Source organism: Streptomyces sp. NBC_00572, assembly GCF_026341815.1.
Lineage (GTDB): Bacteria > Actinomycetota > Actinomycetes > Streptomycetales > Streptomycetaceae > Streptomyces.
On sequence record NZ_JAPENX010000001.1, the window covers coordinates 5,478,816 to 5,494,671 of the forward strand.

General features: G+C 71.7%; 16 protein-coding genes. 12 read left to right on the plus strand and 4 right to left on the minus strand.

Annotated elements, in window-relative coordinates; translation table 11 throughout:
* The first annotated feature begins 58 nt into the window (after positions 1 to 58).
* A complete protein-coding gene (gene ggt / locus OG514_RS25095) occupies positions 59 to 1,861 on the plus strand; it encodes a gamma-glutamyltransferase (RefSeq protein ID WP_266898461.1) in 1,803 nt (600 codons plus the stop codon).
* Between the two features lie 61 nt (positions 1,862 to 1,922).
* Here ggt and map read toward each other — a convergent pair whose 3' ends face one another.
* Positions 1,923 to 2,690, minus strand: a complete 768-nt coding sequence (map, locus tag OG514_RS25100) for a type I methionyl aminopeptidase (RefSeq protein WP_266898463.1) — start codon at positions 2,688 to 2,690, stop codon at positions 1,923 to 1,925.
* Between the two features lie 32 nt (positions 2,691 to 2,722).
* On the opposite strand from map, the gene OG514_RS25105 reads away from it, so the two are divergent.
* Both OG514_RS25105 and OG514_RS25110 read left to right on the plus strand, forming a co-directional pair.
* Complete coding sequence (locus OG514_RS25105) at positions 2,723 to 2,974, plus strand: helix-turn-helix domain-containing protein (protein WP_266898469.1); 252 nt, start codon at positions 2,723 to 2,725, stop codon at positions 2,972 to 2,974.
* A 105-nt stretch (positions 2,975 to 3,079) separates the two neighbouring features.
* On the plus strand, positions 3,080 to 3,652 hold the full coding sequence (locus OG514_RS25110) for a DinB family protein (RefSeq protein WP_266898471.1): 573 nt from the start codon (positions 3,080 to 3,082) through the stop codon (positions 3,650 to 3,652).
* Between the two features lie 119 nt (positions 3,653 to 3,771).
* Here the strand turns inward: OG514_RS25110 and OG514_RS25115 are convergent, their stop codons facing one another.
* Positions 3,772 to 4,479, minus strand: a complete 708-nt coding sequence (locus OG514_RS25115) for an NAD(P)-dependent oxidoreductase (RefSeq protein WP_266898473.1) — start codon at positions 4,477 to 4,479, stop codon at positions 3,772 to 3,774.
* A 61-nt stretch (positions 4,480 to 4,540) separates the two neighbouring features.
* Between OG514_RS25115 and OG514_RS25120 the strand changes: the two genes are divergently transcribed.
* From OG514_RS25120 to OG514_RS25150, 7 genes are all read left to right on the plus strand, one after another.
* Positions 4,541 to 4,915, plus strand: a complete 375-nt coding sequence (locus OG514_RS25120; protein ID WP_266898475.1) for a helix-turn-helix domain-containing protein — start codon at positions 4,541 to 4,543, stop codon at positions 4,913 to 4,915.
* A 90-nt stretch (positions 4,916 to 5,005) separates the two neighbouring features.
* Positions 5,006 to 5,389 carry a PPOX class F420-dependent oxidoreductase gene (locus OG514_RS25125; RefSeq protein WP_266898477.1) on the plus strand — a complete coding sequence of 128 codons (384 nt, stop codon included), beginning with the start codon at positions 5,006 to 5,008 and terminating at the stop codon, positions 5,387 to 5,389.
* Positions 5,390 to 5,504: 115 nt separating this feature from the next.
* A complete protein-coding gene (locus OG514_RS25130) occupies positions 5,505 to 6,878 on the plus strand; it encodes a UL36 very large tegument protein (protein WP_266898479.1) in 1,374 nt (457 codons plus the stop codon).
* Between the two features lie 283 nt (positions 6,879 to 7,161).
* A complete protein-coding gene (locus tag OG514_RS25135) occupies positions 7,162 to 8,004 on the plus strand; it encodes a nitrilase-related carbon-nitrogen hydrolase (protein WP_266898481.1) in 843 nt (280 codons plus the stop codon).
* Positions 8,001 to 9,281, plus strand: a complete 1,281-nt coding sequence (locus OG514_RS25140) for an aspartate aminotransferase family protein (RefSeq protein ID WP_266898483.1) — start codon at positions 8,001 to 8,003, stop codon at positions 9,279 to 9,281. Before OG514_RS25135 ends, OG514_RS25140 begins: the two co-directional genes overlap by 4 nt.
* 55 nt (positions 9,282 to 9,336) lie before the next feature.
* Positions 9,337 to 10,740 carry a dihydropyrimidinase gene (gene hydA, locus OG514_RS25145; RefSeq protein ID WP_266898485.1) on the plus strand — a complete coding sequence of 468 codons (1,404 nt, stop codon included), beginning with the start codon at positions 9,337 to 9,339 and terminating at the stop codon, positions 10,738 to 10,740.
* A gap of 45 nt (positions 10,741 to 10,785) precedes the next feature.
* Entirely contained in the window at positions 10,786 to 11,802 is a 1,017-nt protein-coding gene (locus OG514_RS25150) for a TIGR03842 family LLM class F420-dependent oxidoreductase (protein ID WP_266898487.1), read from the plus strand.
* Positions 11,803 to 11,866: 64 nt separating this feature from the next.
* Here the strand turns inward: OG514_RS25150 and OG514_RS25155 are convergent, their stop codons facing one another.
* Positions 11,867 to 12,301, minus strand: coding sequence for a hypothetical protein (locus OG514_RS25155; protein WP_266898489.1), 435 nt, complete (start codon positions 12,299 to 12,301; stop codon positions 11,867 to 11,869).
* Between the two features lie 239 nt (positions 12,302 to 12,540).
* Here OG514_RS25155 and OG514_RS25160 point away from each other — a divergent pair, with 239 nt between their 5' ends.
* Both OG514_RS25160 and OG514_RS25165 read left to right on the plus strand, forming a co-directional pair.
* Positions 12,541 to 13,104 (plus strand): GNAT family N-acetyltransferase, encoded by a 564-nt coding sequence (locus tag OG514_RS25160; protein WP_266898491.1) that lies wholly within the window; start codon positions 12,541 to 12,543, stop codon positions 13,102 to 13,104.
* Between the two features lie 191 nt (positions 13,105 to 13,295).
* A complete protein-coding gene (locus OG514_RS25165) occupies positions 13,296 to 14,867 on the plus strand; it encodes an NCS1 family nucleobase:cation symporter-1 (protein WP_266898493.1) in 1,572 nt (523 codons plus the stop codon).
* Here OG514_RS25165 and OG514_RS25170 read toward each other — a convergent pair.
* Positions 14,821 to 15,633 (minus strand): serine protease, encoded by an 813-nt coding sequence (locus OG514_RS25170; protein WP_266898495.1) that lies wholly within the window; start codon positions 15,631 to 15,633, stop codon positions 14,821 to 14,823. The genes OG514_RS25165 and OG514_RS25170 overlap by 47 nt on opposite strands.
* Positions 15,634 to 15,856: the final 223 nt, after the last annotated feature.

Here is a 15,856-nt window from a genome sequence, read left to right on the forward strand (position 1 = left end):
GACGGGAGGGGCCGCGGGAAGTTACGCTGCGCGGACGGTCATTGACTGGAGGTAGGGAATGCGTCGTTCCGCCGCTGGGCAGGTCTCCGTTCTCGCCGTCGCGGCGACGGTGCTCTCGATGGGTGCCGCCGCTCCGCCCACGGCCGCGCCGCCACCCCCGGTCAAGGAACCCGTCGCCGTCGGCTACGGCGGTGCCGTCGCCAGTGTCGACGCCGACGCCTCGGCCGCCGGTGTCGAGGTCCTCCGCAAGGGCGGCAACGCGGTGGACGCCGCCGTCGCCGTCGCGGCCGCCCTCGGCGTCACCGAGCCCTACTCCGCGGGCATCGGGGGCGGTGGCTACTTCGTGTACTACGACGCGAAGAGCCGCACCGTGCACACCGTCGACGGACGCGAGACCGCGCCGCGCTCCGCCGACGCGAACCTCTTCGTGGAGAACGGGGCGCCGATCCCCTTCGAGGAGGGCATGACCAGCGGCCTCGGCGTCGGTACCCCCGGCACCCCGGCGACCTGGAGGACCGCCCTCGACGCCTGGGGCAGCAAGCGGCTCGGCACCCTGCTCGAACCCGCCGAGCGGCTTGCCCGCGAGGGCTTCACCGTCGACGCCACCTTCCGGGCGCAGACCGCGGGCAACGAGGCGCGGTTCCGCGACTTCCCGGCCTCCTCCGAACTCTTCCTGCCGGAAGGGCAGTTGCCCGTGGTCGGCTCGGTCTTCAAGAACCCCGACCTGGCCCGTACGTACAAGACGCTCGGCCGCGAGGGCATCGGCGCGCTCTACCGGGGCCCGCTCGCCCGGGACATCGTGAACACCGTCCGGGCGCCCCAGGTGCGCGAGGGCGCCACCCGGAAGGTCCGTCCCGGAGATCTGACGGAACGTGATCTCGCCGCGTACCGCACCGAGTTCCGCAAGCCCACGAAGGTCGCGTACCGAGGACTCGACGTCTACGGCATGCCCCCCTCCTCCTCAGGCGGTACGAGCGTCGGTGAGGCCCTCAACATCCTGGAGGGCACCGACCTCGCGAAGGCCTCCCCGGCCCGCTATCTGCACCGCTTCATCGAGTCGAGCCGTATCGCCTTCGCCGACCGGGGCCGCTGGGTCGGCGACCCCGCCTTCGAGTCCGTACCGACGCGCGGCCTGCTCTCCCAGCGGTACGCCGACTCGCGCGCCTGCCTGATCCGCGACGACGCCGCCCTGACCAGCCCGCTCGCGCCCGGCGACCCGAACAGCCCGGTGCCGTGCGCGAGCGGCGGCACGGCGGCCCCGACCACGTACGAGGGGGAGAACACGACCCATCTCACCGTGGCCGACAAGTGGGGCAACGTCGTCGCCTACACCCTCACCATCGAGTCCACCGGCGGCAGCGGCCTCACCGTGCCCGGCCGGGGCTTCCTGCTCAACAACGAGCTGACCGACTTCTCCTTCGCCCCGGCGAACCCGGCGGTGCACGACCCGAACCTGCCGGGACCCGGCAAGCGGCCGCGCTCCTCCATCTCGCCGACGATCGTCCTCGACGGACACGACCGGCCCGTCCTCGCGCTCGGTTCGCCGGGCGGCGCGACCATCATCACCACGGTCCTCCAGACCCTCACGGGGGTCGTCGACCGGGGCCTGCCGCTCGTCGACGCGATCGCCGCGCCGCGCGCCAGCCAGCGCAACCAGGCCACCACCGAACTCGAACCGGGTCTGTGGAACAGCCCGGTCAGGGCGGAGCTGGAAGGCATCGGGCACGGCTTCCGGCAGAACCCGGAGATCGGCGCGGCGACGGGTGTCCAGCGTCTGCCGGACGGCCGCTGGGTGGCCGCCGCGGAGACGGTCCGCAGGGGTGGCGGGTCGGCGATGGTGGTCAGGCCGGCGGGGAAGTAGCGGCGGGAGGGGGCACACGGGTGCCCCCCTCTTCTTCCTCCGCCTCCGGCGGACGTGCGTCCTACAGCGCCGTCAGCACCCGCGGGCCCTCGTCCGTGATCGCCACCGTGTGCTCGGCGTGCGAGGCGCGCGAGCCGTCGAGCGTCCGGATCGTCCAGCCGTCGCGCGCCGTGTAGTGGTCGTCCGTGCCGCCGCCGATGAGCATCGGCTCGATCGCGAGGACCATCCCTTGGCGCAGCTTCATGCCGCGGCCCGGTCGTCCCTCGTTGGGGACGCCCGGGTCCTCGTGCATCGTGCGGCCGATCCCGTGGCCGCCGAAGCCGTCCGGGATGCCGTAACCGGCGGCGCGGCACACCTGCCCGATCGCGTGCGCGATGTCGCCGATGCGGTTGCCGACGACGGCGGCCGAGATGCCCGCCGCCAGGGCCTTCTCCGCCGCGGCGATCAGCCGGGTGTCCTCCGGCCGGGCCGGGCCGACCGTGAAGCTGATCGCCGCGTCGCCCGCCCAGCCGCCCAGCAACGCCCCGCAGTCCGCGGAGACCAGGTCGCCCGGGGCGAGCCTCGTCCCGTCCGGGATGCCGTGGACGATGGCGTCGTTCACGGAGAGGCACACGACCGCCGGGAACGGCACCGGAGCCCACTCCGGGTGGTAGTCGAGGAAGGGCGATCCGGCGCCGGCCGCGGCCAGGACCTCCCGCGCCGCCCGGTCGAGCTCGGACAGCGTGACGCCGGGCGCCGCCTTCTCCCGTACGGCCGCGAGGGCGCGGGCCACCACCCGCCCCGCCTCACGCATCGCGGCCAGGTTCTCGTTCGTCTTGATCTCCACCATTCCAATTACTATACCGGTATTAGAATGGTGGCATGGTGCGCACACCCCTGACCCCCGAAGAGCGCGAGCGCGGCGAGCGCCTCGGCCTGTTCCTGCGCGAGGCGCGCGGCGAGCGGTCCATGGCCGAGATCGCCGCAGCGGCCGGACTGTCCGCCGAGACCCTCCGCAAGATCGAGACCGGCCGGGCCCCGACCCCGGCGTTCTTCACCGTCGCCGCCCTCGCCGGCGTCCTCGGTCTCTCCATGGACGAGCTGATCGTCCGGTGCGCGCTCGTGCCCGTCTGACGGCCGGACCCGAGCCCCGGACCCGAGCCCTGGAGGCGGGCCCCGGACCCGGGGGCGAACGCCGAAGCGAGAATTCGATGGCGGATCGGACCGGCGCGGACGATCATGCGACGCATGAGCGACGAACCCGCACGATGGACCACGGCGACCGTCTACCCCGACATGTGGGCGGATCCGGACGACGACCCCCGCAACAACAACGGCGGTTCCAGTCCGGAGGGCGAGGTCGCGACGCTGCAGGACTCCCTGCGGGACTACCGCCTGACCCTGCGGATGAAGTGCGAGGGGCTGGACGCGGAGCAGCTCGCCCGCAGGTCGGTCCCGCCGTCGACCATGTCGCTGCTCGGCCTGATCCGGCACCTCGCCGAGGTGGAGCGGGACTGGCGCAACTGGATCACCGACGGTGAACCGCTGCCGAAGCTGTACGGCAAGAAGGACGCGGACTTCCACGGGGCCGTCGCCGAACAGGCCGTGGTCGACGCCGCGTACGCCGATCTGGAGCGCGAACAGGCGGCGCTCGACGCCGAACTGGCCGAGCACCCGGACCTGGGCGCGCGGGTGGGCAGGGACAAGATCGCGATCCGGGAGCTGATGGTGCACCGGATCGACGAGTACGCCCGCCACTGCGGACACGCCGACCTGCTGCGCGAGTGCGTCGACGGCCGGGTGGGCCAGTGACGCCCTCCGGGCGGGTCCGGGCCGTGTACGGAGAGTCCCGCGCGGCTCGACCCGGGCCCCGTACCTAGAGGCTGTCTGACCATTCACGTCGGGGCCCGACGCCAATGGTCAGACAGCCCCTAGACCGAGACGGCCAGCTGTACGCGGCTGTGGCGCGGGTGCTCGATCTCGTCGAGGAGCGCCCGGGCCAGGTCCCCGTGGGCGATCCGGCCGGGGCCGTCGATCACCGTGCCGACGGCCGTCCGGTAGCCACCGGTGACTTCGGCCTCCGTGTTCAGGTCCTGCGGCGGCACGACCATCAGCCAGTCGAGCTCCGGCCCTGCCTCGGCCGACAGCAACGCGAACTCGGCCACGTGCCCCTGCGAGAACACGCGCCACTGCTCCGGGAATTCCGGTGCGTCCATGATCCGCACCCCCGGTTCCGTCTCCAGCGTCGTGGCGATCCCCAGGGTCAACAGCCTCCGCACGCCCGCCTCTTCGAGGCCCGCGATGAGCGCCATGGCCGCCGCGGTGAAGTACTCCTCCGACGAGACGTCGAGACGGACCGACGCGTTCACGGCCGCGTCGTGGCCGGCCGCCAGGGCGGCCACCGATGCCGGGTCGGTGACATCGCCCCGTACCAGGGTGACCGAACCACCCTCCAGGTCCCGGTACTTCGACGGATCGCGCACCACCGCGGTCACCCGGTGGCCACGGGCCACCGCCTCCGCAAGCGCCGCCCGGCCGACCCGTCCACCCGCCCCGAAAACGATGATGCTCCTGCCATTGCCATTGCCATTGCCATTGCCATTGCCGAAGCCGATGTCGTTGCTCGTGTCGTTGCTCATGGCGGGACCGTAGAACCGGAGTACCTGGTTACTTCAACGGTACTGGGCTAGCTTCGAGGACATGAAGCAGCCGTTGCCCGCCGACCTCTTCCACGACCCGGACTGCTCCGACCGGGCACAACCCATCCGCGTCGGCGGCAAGTGGACCGCCATGGTCCTCCGCTGCCGGCAGGACGGTGAGCCGCGCCGCTTCTCCGAGCTGCGGGTCCCGCTCCACTGGATCACCCCCAAGGTGCTCACCGAGACCCTGCGCACCATGGAGCGCGACGGCTTCCTCACCCGCACCGTGTACGACGAGAACCCGCCCCGCGTCGAGTACGCCCTGACCGCCCTCGGTCGCTCCCTGATCGATCCCCTCGACACCGCCTGCGCCTGGGCGCGCGCCCACGTTCCGGAGATCACCGTGGCCAGGACCGCGTACGCGCAGAGCGGCTGACCCCCGGGCCGGGCGGTACGGACGGCCTCTTCGTCGCCCGGGAGGCCCTGGCCCGCGCCTCCGGCCCGACCCCGGCATAGGCTCCCGGGCATGATGCCCGAAGAGCTGCGGCGCGGCCGCTACGTCAGCCTGACCACGTACCGCAAGAACGGGACGGGGGTCGCGACACCCGTCTGGTACGCGGTGGACGGCGACGAGCTGTACGCCTGGACCCGCACCGACTCCTGGAAGGTCAAGCGGCTGCGGAACGACCCGAGGGTCGAGGTCGCCGTCTGCGACCTGCGCGGCAACATCGCCGAGGACGCCGGGCGCTTCACCGGCGAGGGCCGGCTGGTGACGGGGGAGGAGCTGCGCCGGATCCGGGGGCTGCTCTCGCGCAAGTACACCTGGCAGTACTGGCTGACCGACGTACCCGCCATGATCGTCCGGCTCGGGAAGCGCCCGCACACCGGGATCGTCGTGCGTTTCGGGTGAATTGGGCGGCAGGGCACGCGCAGGAAAACGGTCCGTAGTCGTCCCGTAACACGACTGCGGTCCAATACCCGCGGACCGGAAGGTTCCAGTCGACTGCGGGGCAGGTGCGTATCGCATGACCGTGTATCAACTCCCGGTGGAAGTCGCCACGTTCAGGCGCTGGCTGACGGAGCTCGCGAGCCGCATCAGGCCCGACGGCGGCTGGTACGGAGTCTTCGCCGAGCGCGACCCCGAGGGGCTGCGGGCCTGCTTCGACGGGACGGAGATCCTGCCCTGGGACGTCGTCGAATCCCTGCTCCAGGACGCCGGGGAGGTCGCCGACGGGCCGCTCGCCCTCCGCGGCAGGACGTTGTACGCGGCGGCCGCCGGCGCCCACGACCGCCGCCCCGGCGGAGCGGCCGCGCTCACCGAGCGCCGGGAGCTGATGGAACGCGAACGCCGGTACGCCGAGACCCGGGTCCGCGAACTGCTCGACCGGCTCCGCGCGGCCCCGGCCCCGGACCCCGAGGAGACGGCCAGGCTGGAGCACGACCTCGCCTGGACCCGCGACGACCACACGAGGGCGGTGTCACGGGTCGTCGACCTGACGGCCCGGTCGGCACGGCTGGAGGAGCCGGGTACGGGCGGGGCGCTGTCAGGACGGGCGGAGGCGGCACCGGGCCGTGTCACGGAAGCCCCGGGGCGCGCCCCGGGAGTCCCGACTCCGCCGGGAGGGCGACGCGGAGCGGCGGCTCCGGCCGCGGTCCAGGAGGCCGGCAAGGCCAGGCGTCGCCCCCGTGGCGCCCGATACGCCTGGCTGGAGGCCAGTGCCGAGGACCAGGGGCCCGAGACCGCGCCCCTGTCCGTACCCGTACCCCCGGCCGGGGGAGCGGCACCCCGAGGGGCCCGGTTCGGTGGGGCCGCCGCGCCCGAAGGGGCGGGCGGTACCGCCCCGGCCGTCCCCGAGGCCGACGCCGACGAGGCGGCCCGCGCCGCCGCCAACGCGGTCTACGCACTTCAGCGGCTCCGCGCCCAGGGCCGTAGCGGCGAGGCCCACGCCCTGCTCTGCGAGGCGCTCAGCGGGCCGCCCGCCCGGTTGCCCGCCCTCGCCGGGGAGCTGCACCGGGCCGGGCTCGACGCCGACTGGTCCATCCTGCTCTGGGAGGCGGCCTCGCTGCCGCCCGGAAGGCTCGCCGCCGTCGCCGGGGTGCTCGCCGACGCCGGTCGGGCCGCCGACTGCGAGCAGCTGCTCCGCCAGGGCGTGGCGCGCCCCGTCGAGGAACTGGCCGGGGCGTGCGCCGCCCTGCGGGCCGAGGGGCACCACCGCGAGGCCCACGCGCTGCTCACCGCCTTCGTGCGGGTCCGTGCCCCCGAGGACGCGGCCCGCCTCGCCACCGAGGATCCGCGCGGGCTCGCTCCTCAACTCCTGGAAGCCGCCCGATCGGTGTCCGTGGCCCGCGAGCGCGACCTGCTCCACGCCCTCCGCGTGGCGGGCCTCGCCGGCGCCTGACGGGCACGGGGCCGGGCGTCGCGGACGGGCCGGACGCACGGGTGACGTGCGGGGGACGTGCGGCGGACGCCCGTCCCGCGAAGGGACTCGGCACGCACGTGTCAGTCATGCCCGTACGTGTCGGTACGTGTCCGACGTGGACCACTCGGGTATGAAACATGATCGACCCAGCCGCTTCCCGGCGGCGGTCTTGCTCCGGGGTGTGACGGGGCTTACGTTCTCCTCCTACGCACCGCATCTACGTGCGTAGAGGCTCTCTGACGCCGTGCCGAAGGAGCAGATCATGACCGACGTCGTACGCGCCGCGCTCGTCCAGGCGACCTGGACCGGCGACACCGAATCCATGATCGCCAAACACGAGGAGTACGCCCGGGAGGCCGCCCGGCAGGGTGCCAAGGTGATCGGCTTCCAGGAGGTGTTCAACGCCCCCTACTTCTGTCAGGTCCAGGAGCCCGAGCACTACCGCTGGGCCGAGCCCGTCCCCGACGGCCCCACCGTCAGCCGGATGCGGGAGCTCGCCCGGGAGACCGGAATGGTGATCGTGGTGCCCGTCTTCGAGGTCGAGAGCGAGGGCTTCTACTACAACACCGCCGCCGTGATCGACGCCGACGGCAGCTACCTCGGCAAGTACCGCAAGCACCACATCCCCCAGGTCAAGGGATTCTGGGAGAAGTACTACTTCCGCCCGGGAAACGCCGGCTGGCCGGTCTTCGACACCGCCGTCGGAAGGGTCGGGGTCTACATCTGCTACGACCGGCACTTCCCCGAGGGGTGGCGCCAACTCGGCCTCAACGGAGCCCAGTTGGTCTACAACCCCTCGGCCACCCACCGCGGCCTCTCCTCCTACCTCTGGCAGCTGGAGCAGCCCGCCGCGGCCGTCGCCAACGAGTACTTCGTCGCCGCCATCAACCGCGTCGGCATCGAGGAGTACGGCGACAACGACTTCTACGGCACGAGCTACTTCGTCGACCCGCGCGGCCGGTTCGTCGGAGACGTCGCCTCCGACAAGACCGAGGAACTCCTCGTCCGCGACCTCGACTTCGGGCTCATCGAGGAAGTGCGCCAGCAGTGGGCGTTCTACCGGGACCGGCGCCCCGACGCGTACGACGGGCTGGTGCAGCCGTGAGCAGCCTCTTCGACCGGCACAAGGCCGTCATCCCCGACTGGGTCGCCCTCTACTACAAGGACCCCATCGAGATCACCCACGGCGAGGGCCGCCACGTCTGGGACGCCGACGGACGCCGGTACCTCGACTTCTTCGGCGGCATCCTCACCACCATGACCGCCCACGCCCTGCCCGAGGTCACCAAGGCGGTCGCCGAGCAGGCCGGGCGGATCGTCCACTCCTCGACGCTCTACCTCAACCGCCCGATGGTGGAGCTCGCCGAGCGGATCGCCGGACTCTCCGGCATCCCCGACGCCCGTGTCTTCTTCACCACCTCCGGCACCGAGGCCAACGACACGGCACTCCTCCTCGCCACCACCCACCGCCGCTCGAACCAGATCCTGGCCATGCGGAACAGCTACCACGGCCGTTCCTTCTCCACCGTCGGCATCACCGGCAACCGCGCCTGGTCGCCCACCAGCCTCTCGCCGCTGCAGACCCTGTACGTGCACGGCGGCGTCCGTACCCGAGGCCCCTACGCCCAGTACACCGACGAGCGGTTCATCGAGGCCTGCGTCGCGGACCTGGAGGACCTCCTCGGCCACACCCGGGACGTCGCCGCGCTCATCGCCGAACCCATCCAGGGCGTCGGCGGCTTCACCGCCCCGCCCGACGGTCTGTACGCCGCCTTCCGCCGGGTCCTCGACCGGCACGGCATCCTGTGGATCTCCGACGAGGTGCAGACCGGCTGGGGTCGTACCGGCGAGCACTTCTGGGGCTGGCAGGCGCACGACCAGGCCGGGCCGCCCGACATCCTCACCTTCGCCAAGGGCATCGGCAACGGCATGTCCGTCGGCGGGGTCGTCGCCCGCGCCGACATCATGAACAGCATCGACGCCAACTCCATCTCCACCTTCGGTGGTTCGCCCGTCACCATGGCGGCCGGGCTCGCCAACCTCTCGTACCTCCTGGAGCACGACCTCCAGGGCAACGCGCGCCGGGTCGGCGGCCTGCTCATCGAGCGGGTCAGGGCCGCCTGCGCCGGAGTCGAGGCGGTACGGGAGGTCCGCGGCCGCGGCCTCATGATCGGCATCGAGCTCACCGAACCGGGCTCCGACCGCGCCAACCCGGACGCGGCAGCCACCGTCCTGGAGGCCGCCCGCGAGAACGGCCTGCTGATCGGCAAGGGCGGCGGCCACAACACCAGCACCCTGCGCATCGCCCCACCGCTCTCGCTCACCGTCGCCGAGGCGGAGGAGGGCGCGGCGATGCTCGAAGCAGCCCTTCGACAGCTGTAGCCACACCGTCCCGCCGTATCGAGATCGGCCCGCCGTATCGAGCAGGGAGAGTCCCGTGAGCACCCGTACCGTCATCCGGGGCGGCCTCGTCGTCACCGCCGCCGACGAACTCCACGCCGACGTGCTGATCGAGGACGGCCGTGTGGTCGCCCTCGCGGCCCACGGCTCGGACGTGGCGGCCGGCTGGACCGCCGAACGGACGATCGACGCCACCGACCGCTACGTGCTGCCCGGCGGCGTCGACGCCCACACGCACATGGAGCTGCCCTTCGGCGGCACCTTCGCCTCCGACACCTTCGAGACCGGCACCCGCGCCGCGGCCTGGGGCGGCACCACCACCATCGTCGACTTCGCCGTCCAGAGCGTCGGCCACAGCCTGCGCGAAGGGCTCGACGCCTGGTACGCCAAGGCCGACGGCAACTGTGCGATCGACTACGCCTTCCACATGATCCTCTCCGATGTCAACGAGCACACGCTCAAGGAGATGGACCGGCTCGTCCAGGAGGGCATCACCTCCTTCAAGCTCTTCATGGCCTACCCCGGCGTCTTCTACAGCGACGACGGCAAGATCCTGCGGGCCATGCAGCGCTCCGCCGACAACGGCGGGCTGATCATGATGCACGCCGAGAACGGCATCGCGATCGACGTCCTCGTCGAGCAGGCCCTCGCCCGCGGCGAGACCGACCCCCGCTATCACGGGGAGGTCCGCAAGGCGCTCCTGGAGGCGGAGGCCACCCATCGGGCGATCCAGCTCGCGCGGGTGGCGGGGGCGCCGCTGTACGTCGTCCACGTCTCGGCGGAGGAGGCTGTCGCCGAGATCGCGACCGCCCGAGACAAGGGGCTGCCCGTCTTCGGCGAGACCTGCCCCCAGTACCTCTTCCTCTCCACCGACAACCTCGCGGAGCCGGGCTTCGAGGGCGCGAAGTACGTGTGCAGCACCCCGCTCAGGCCGAAGGAGCACCAGGCGGCGCTCTGGCGCGGGCTGCGGACCAACGACCTCCAGGTGGTGTCCACCGACCACTGCCCGTTCTGCTTCACGGGCCAGAAGGACCTCGGAATCGGAGACTTCTCGAAGATTCCCAACGGTCTTCCCGGGGTGGAGAACCGCATGGACCTCCTCCACCAAGCGGTCGTCGACGGGCACATCTCACGGCGCCGGTGGATCGAGATCGCCTGCGCGTCACCGGCCCGGATGTTCGGCCTCTACCCGCAGAAGGGCACGATCGCCCCCGGCGCCGACGCCGACATCGTCATCTACGACCCGCACGCCGTCCAGACGCTGTCCGTGGACACCCACCACATGAACGTCGACTACTCGGCGTACGAGGGGAAGACGGTCACCGGCCAGGTCGAGACCGTCCTCTCGCGCGGCGAACTCGTCGTCGACCAGCGTAAGTACGTCGGTCACGCCGGCCACGGCACCTTCACCCCCAGGTCCACCTGTCAGTACCTGGGCTGAGCCACCCCAGGACCGAACCGCACCGAACGAACCAGGAGGTCCCGCGTGGACTTCGGACTTGTCCTGCAGACCGACCCGCCCGCCTCGCAGGTCGTCGGCCTGATGCGCCGGGCGGAGCGGAACGGCTTCCGCTACGGCTGGACCTTCGACTCCGCCGTGCTCTGGCAGGAACCCTTCGTCATCTACAGCCAGATCCTCGCCAACACCACGAAACTCCACGTCGGCCCCATGGTCACCAACCCCGGGACGCGTACGTGGGAGGTAACGGCCTCCACCTTCGCCACCCTCAACGACATGTACGGCAACCGGACCGTCTGCGGCATCGGCCGCGGCGACTCCGCCATGCGGGTCGCGGGCCGCAAGCCCAACACCCTCGCCCGGCTCGGGGAGGCCATCGACGTCATCCGCGACTTGGCGGAGGGCCGGGAGGCCGAGGTCGACGGCAACGCGATCCGCATCCCGTGGATCAAGAACGGGAAGCTCCCCGTCTGGATGGCGGCCTACGGCCCCAAGGCGCTCGCCCTCGCCGGACAGAAGGCCGACGGCTTCATCCTCCAGCTCGCCGACCCGTTCCTCACCGAGTGGATGGTCAAAGCCGTCCGGGAGGCGGCCCGGGAGGCCGGCCGCGACCCCGACGCCCTCACGATCTGCGTCGCCGCCCCCGCGTACGTCACGACCGACGACTCACCGGAGGCCCTGGCCCACGCCCGGGACCAGTGCCGCTGGTTCGGCGGCATGGTCGGCAACCACGTCGCCGACCTGGTGTCCAAGTACGGCGAGCACTCCTCGATGGTCCCGGAGGAGCTGACGGCCTACATCAAGGACCGGCAGGGCTACGACTACTCCCACCACGGCCGCGCCGACAACCCCGACACCACCTTCGTCCCCGACGAGATCGTCGACCGCTTCTGCCTCCTGGGCCCCGCCGAGGCGCACATCGAGAAGCTGCGGCACCTCAGGGACCTCGGCGTCGACCAGTTCGCCGTCTACGACATGCACGACAACCGCGAGGGCACCATCGACGCCTACGGCTCCGACATCATCCCCGCGATCAACGCCTGACGCGGGCCACCGAACCTCCGCCCGGCCGGCACGACGTCGCGCCGGCCCACCGGGCCCCCACCACTCAGAGGGGACAGCCGTTCAGCTTCCGGCTCGTGACAAGCGCTCCTGCCTTCAGCCCGTCCGGAAACGTGAACGCATGGCACTGGGAGGACTTTTCTTCACCCGGCATCGGATACTTCACCACGATGCGCGGCGGTGTGTGGTCCCGCTCCGCACGCCATTCTCCGCCCGCCGCTGCCTGGCCGATCTCCAGGTCGGTCAGCGTGCCGTCCTCCAGCGCTTGGCCGAGGCGGTACCGGGTCAGTCCTACTTGCTTGCCGACCACCTCCTCCGGGACTGGATCGGGTCGGTCGAAGAACGCCGGCACGGCAAAGGCCATCAGCAGGGCGACGGCCACGAAGGCCAGTACGGCCGCACCGAGGACCACGCCCGCGCACCCGTTCAGCCTGCTCATCAGAGGGGCTGACCAGGTACGCGGGCCCGGTTCTTGCGTCATGTCAGATACCTTTGTATCCGATCTCGTTCAGGCGGGTACCCATCACCTGGGCGTAGCCCGTCGTACCCGAACCCTTCGGATGGAAGGACTCACGGCTGAGGCAGTCTCCGCCGAGCCACTCCCATGTGCAAGCCTGGGAGGCAGGGTCTCCGGCCTGGAAGTCGCCGTCACCGTTCGGGCCTATGACGATCTTGTTGCCGGGCCGGCCGCCGCGTTCGGGCGGGATCTACGATCAACCGATGAACGCCACCGTCCTGCTCACGTCGGCCGCGACCCCGACCGCTCCCGCTCTCCTCCTCCGCCCCTGGTCGGTGGAAGACGTCGCGGAGTTGGTCGAGTCGCACCGGGATCCCGAACTGCGCCGTCGGGCGCCTTCGCCGATGGAGAGCGAGGGCGACGGACTGGCGTGGGTGCGGGTCCAGGAGGAGGGCTGGGCGGCGGGCGTCCGGTTCGGCTTCGCCGTCTTCGAGGCACCCCTCGACGGGGAGCCGCCGCGCCTCGCGGGCGGCGTCGCGCTCAAGGAGGTCGCTTCCGGCAAGCAGTCCGCCGAGGTCGGCTACTGGACGGCGGCAACGGCCCGGGGGCGGGGTGTGGCCCCCCGAGCCCTGGAAACGCTGACCGGCTGGGCGTTCGACACCTTCGGGACCGACGGCCTCGAACGCCTCGAACTCCTCCACCAGGTCGACAACCAGGCTTCCTGTCGCGTGGCGGAGAAGTGCGGCTACGCGTTCGACAGGCTTCTGCCCTCGGCGCCGCCCGCCTTCCCGCTGGACGGCCATCTGCACGTACGGGGGCGGTCGTAGGCGCCTCGCGCACGCCGACGTGATGCGCGGGTCTACCCGCGTCGCACGGCGAGTGGAAGAATCGGGCCCCAACTCCTTGGCCTCAAGTAGTTCTTGACGGACCGCCACGGAATCGATCCGGCATGGCACCCCTCGCCCTCCTCGGGCGACACCTCGTTCCGTCCTCCCCGCCGAACGAAGGGTTCCTCCGTATGACCGCAACCGTCCCCCCGGGAAGCCCGACCGAACCCGCCGGCCCCGCCGGCCGCTCCGCACCCGCCGCGGCCGGCGACCGCGTCGAACTCGCCCCCGGCGCCGCACGGCCCGCCGATCCCCGCTTCGTCAACGACGACCTGCTCCCCGTCCCCGTCGCCCAACGCCGCTGGACCACCTACAACTTCGCCGCCCTCTGGGTCGGCATGGCCCACAACATCCCCTCCTGGATGCTCGCCTCCGGTCTCGTCGCCCTCGGCATGGACTGGAAGCAGGCCGTCCTCACCATCGCCCTCGCCAACGTCGTCGTCCTGCTGCCGATGCTGCTCACCGGACACGCCGGACCCAAGTACGGCATCCCCTTCCCCGTCCTCGCCCGCGCCTCCTTCGGGCTGCGCGGGGCGAACCTGCCCGCCCTCATCCGGGCCGGGGTCGCCTGCGCCTGGTTCGGCATCCAGACCTGGATCGGTGGCCAGGGCGTCTTCGTCCTGCTCGACAAGGTCTTCGGCGGCGGCTGGGCGGACGCGTCGACGATCGGCGGCCAGCCCTGGACGCTCTGGCTCTGCTTCGTCCTCTTCTGGGCTCTCGAACTCGCCATCATCTACCGGGGGATGGAGGCCCTGCGTCGCTTCGAGAACTGGGCCGCGCCCTTCGTCATCGTCGGCGCGCTCGTCCTCCTCTGGTGGGTCGCCGCCAAGGCGGGCGGCCTCGGGCCGCTGCTCGACCAGCCGTCGAAGCTCGGCTGGGGCGCCGACTTCTGGTCCGTCTTCTTCCCCGCCCTCATGGGCATGATCGCCTTCTGGGCGACGCTCAGCCTCAACATCCCCGACTTCACCCGCTTCGGCGCCGGCCAGCGCTCCCAGGTCCTCGGTCAGACCCTCGGACTCCCCACCACCATGACCCTGTTCGCGCTGCTCTCGGTGCTCGTCACCTCCGGCTCGCAGGCCGTGTACGGGGCGCCCGTCTGGGACCCGGTGGCGCTCGCCGCGAAGACCGACAACGTCTTCGGGTTGCTGTTCGCCCTGGTGACGGTGCTGGTCGCCACCCTGTCGGTGAACATCGCGGCGAACGTGGTCTCCCCGGCGTACGACCTCGCCAATCTCGCCCCGAAGCTCATCGACTTCCGTACGGGCGCGCTGATCACCGGCGTCGTCGGCGTCCTCATCATGCCGTGGAAGCTCACCGCCACCCCCGAGCTGTACATCTTCACCTGGCTCGGCCTGGTCGGCGGGCTCCTCGGTACGGTCGCCGGCATCCTCATCGCCGACTACTGGCTCGTCCGCCGGACCGTCCTCGACCTGGAGGGGCTCTACCGGGCCGACGGACCCTACTGGTACCGGAGCGGCTGGAACCCGGCTGCCGTGCTCGCCTTCCTGGTCGGCGGCGTCCTCGCCGTCGGCGGCTCCCACTCGGCCCCGGGTACCGGCCCCTTCCCCGAGGACGGTCTGATCCCGTTCCTGAAACCCCTGTCCGACTACGGCTGGGCCGTCGGCCTCGCCGCCTCGCTGCTCCTCTACACCGTCCTCATGAGGCGCGGGGCGGCCGGCCGATCGTCCGCTCGATCCAGCTGAGATAGGAGCGCACGCGGGTGTTCACGGCGGGAGTGTCGGTGGCGCACTCCTTGCCGTAGGACACCAGGCCGACGACGTACGGCCGCCCCCGGATCACCCGGACCAGGGGGCCGCCGGAGTCGTACTGGCAGGTGTCACGCCCGGGGGCGTACGTGCAGATCTGGGTGGGGGCGACCTGCGCCATGCCTCGACTCGCGCAGGCCGAGTTGCTCATGGTGGAGAGGGCCACGGTCCGCAGCACGTCCGACGTGCGGCCGCCGAACGAGGTGGTGCCCCAGCCCGGCACCTCGACCTGGGTGCCGTCGACGCTGCCGGGGGCGGGCGTCACGGGCAGCCCGATCGGACGCACGTCGCGGTTGAGGGCGAGCGGTTCGGCGAGCTCGACCAGGGCGATGTCGTTCCGCTGGGTGCCGGGGTCGTAGTCCGGGTGGGGGACGAAGCGTGCCGGCGAGGCCAGGACCGCGTGGGGACTGTCGGACCCGGTCGTCAGGTCGTGGTCGCCGAGAAGTACGCCCACCCGCGTGGGATCGCTGTACGAGCCCGTCAGGCAGTGCGCGGCGGTGAGCACGTACCGGTCGCCGATCAGCGCCCCACCGCACATCACCCGCCGTTCGAGGACGTCCACGAGTCCCGCCATGAAGGGGTACTGGTGGGGCCGTGCCTCCTGTCCGCCGACCACCGCCTGCGCGGGCGGCGCGATCCCGAGGGGGCTCACCGTGAGCACCGCGCCCGCGACCGCCGCCAGCAACCTCTTCGCCCGTGCCACCTGATCTCCGTACCGTCGACGCCGTGTTCCCGGGGCCGTCGGTGTGCGGAGACGTTTCCGCACGTCCACCGCACGCCGTTCCGGCCCGCACGGGCTCAACGACGCGGGCCGGATACGGTCACCTGTCCGCGGGGCCGGACCGGTGACCGATGCCGTGACCAACGCCGTGACCGATGCCGTGCCCAGGTGCCCAGGTGCCCAGGTGCCCAGGCGGCATGGCGAC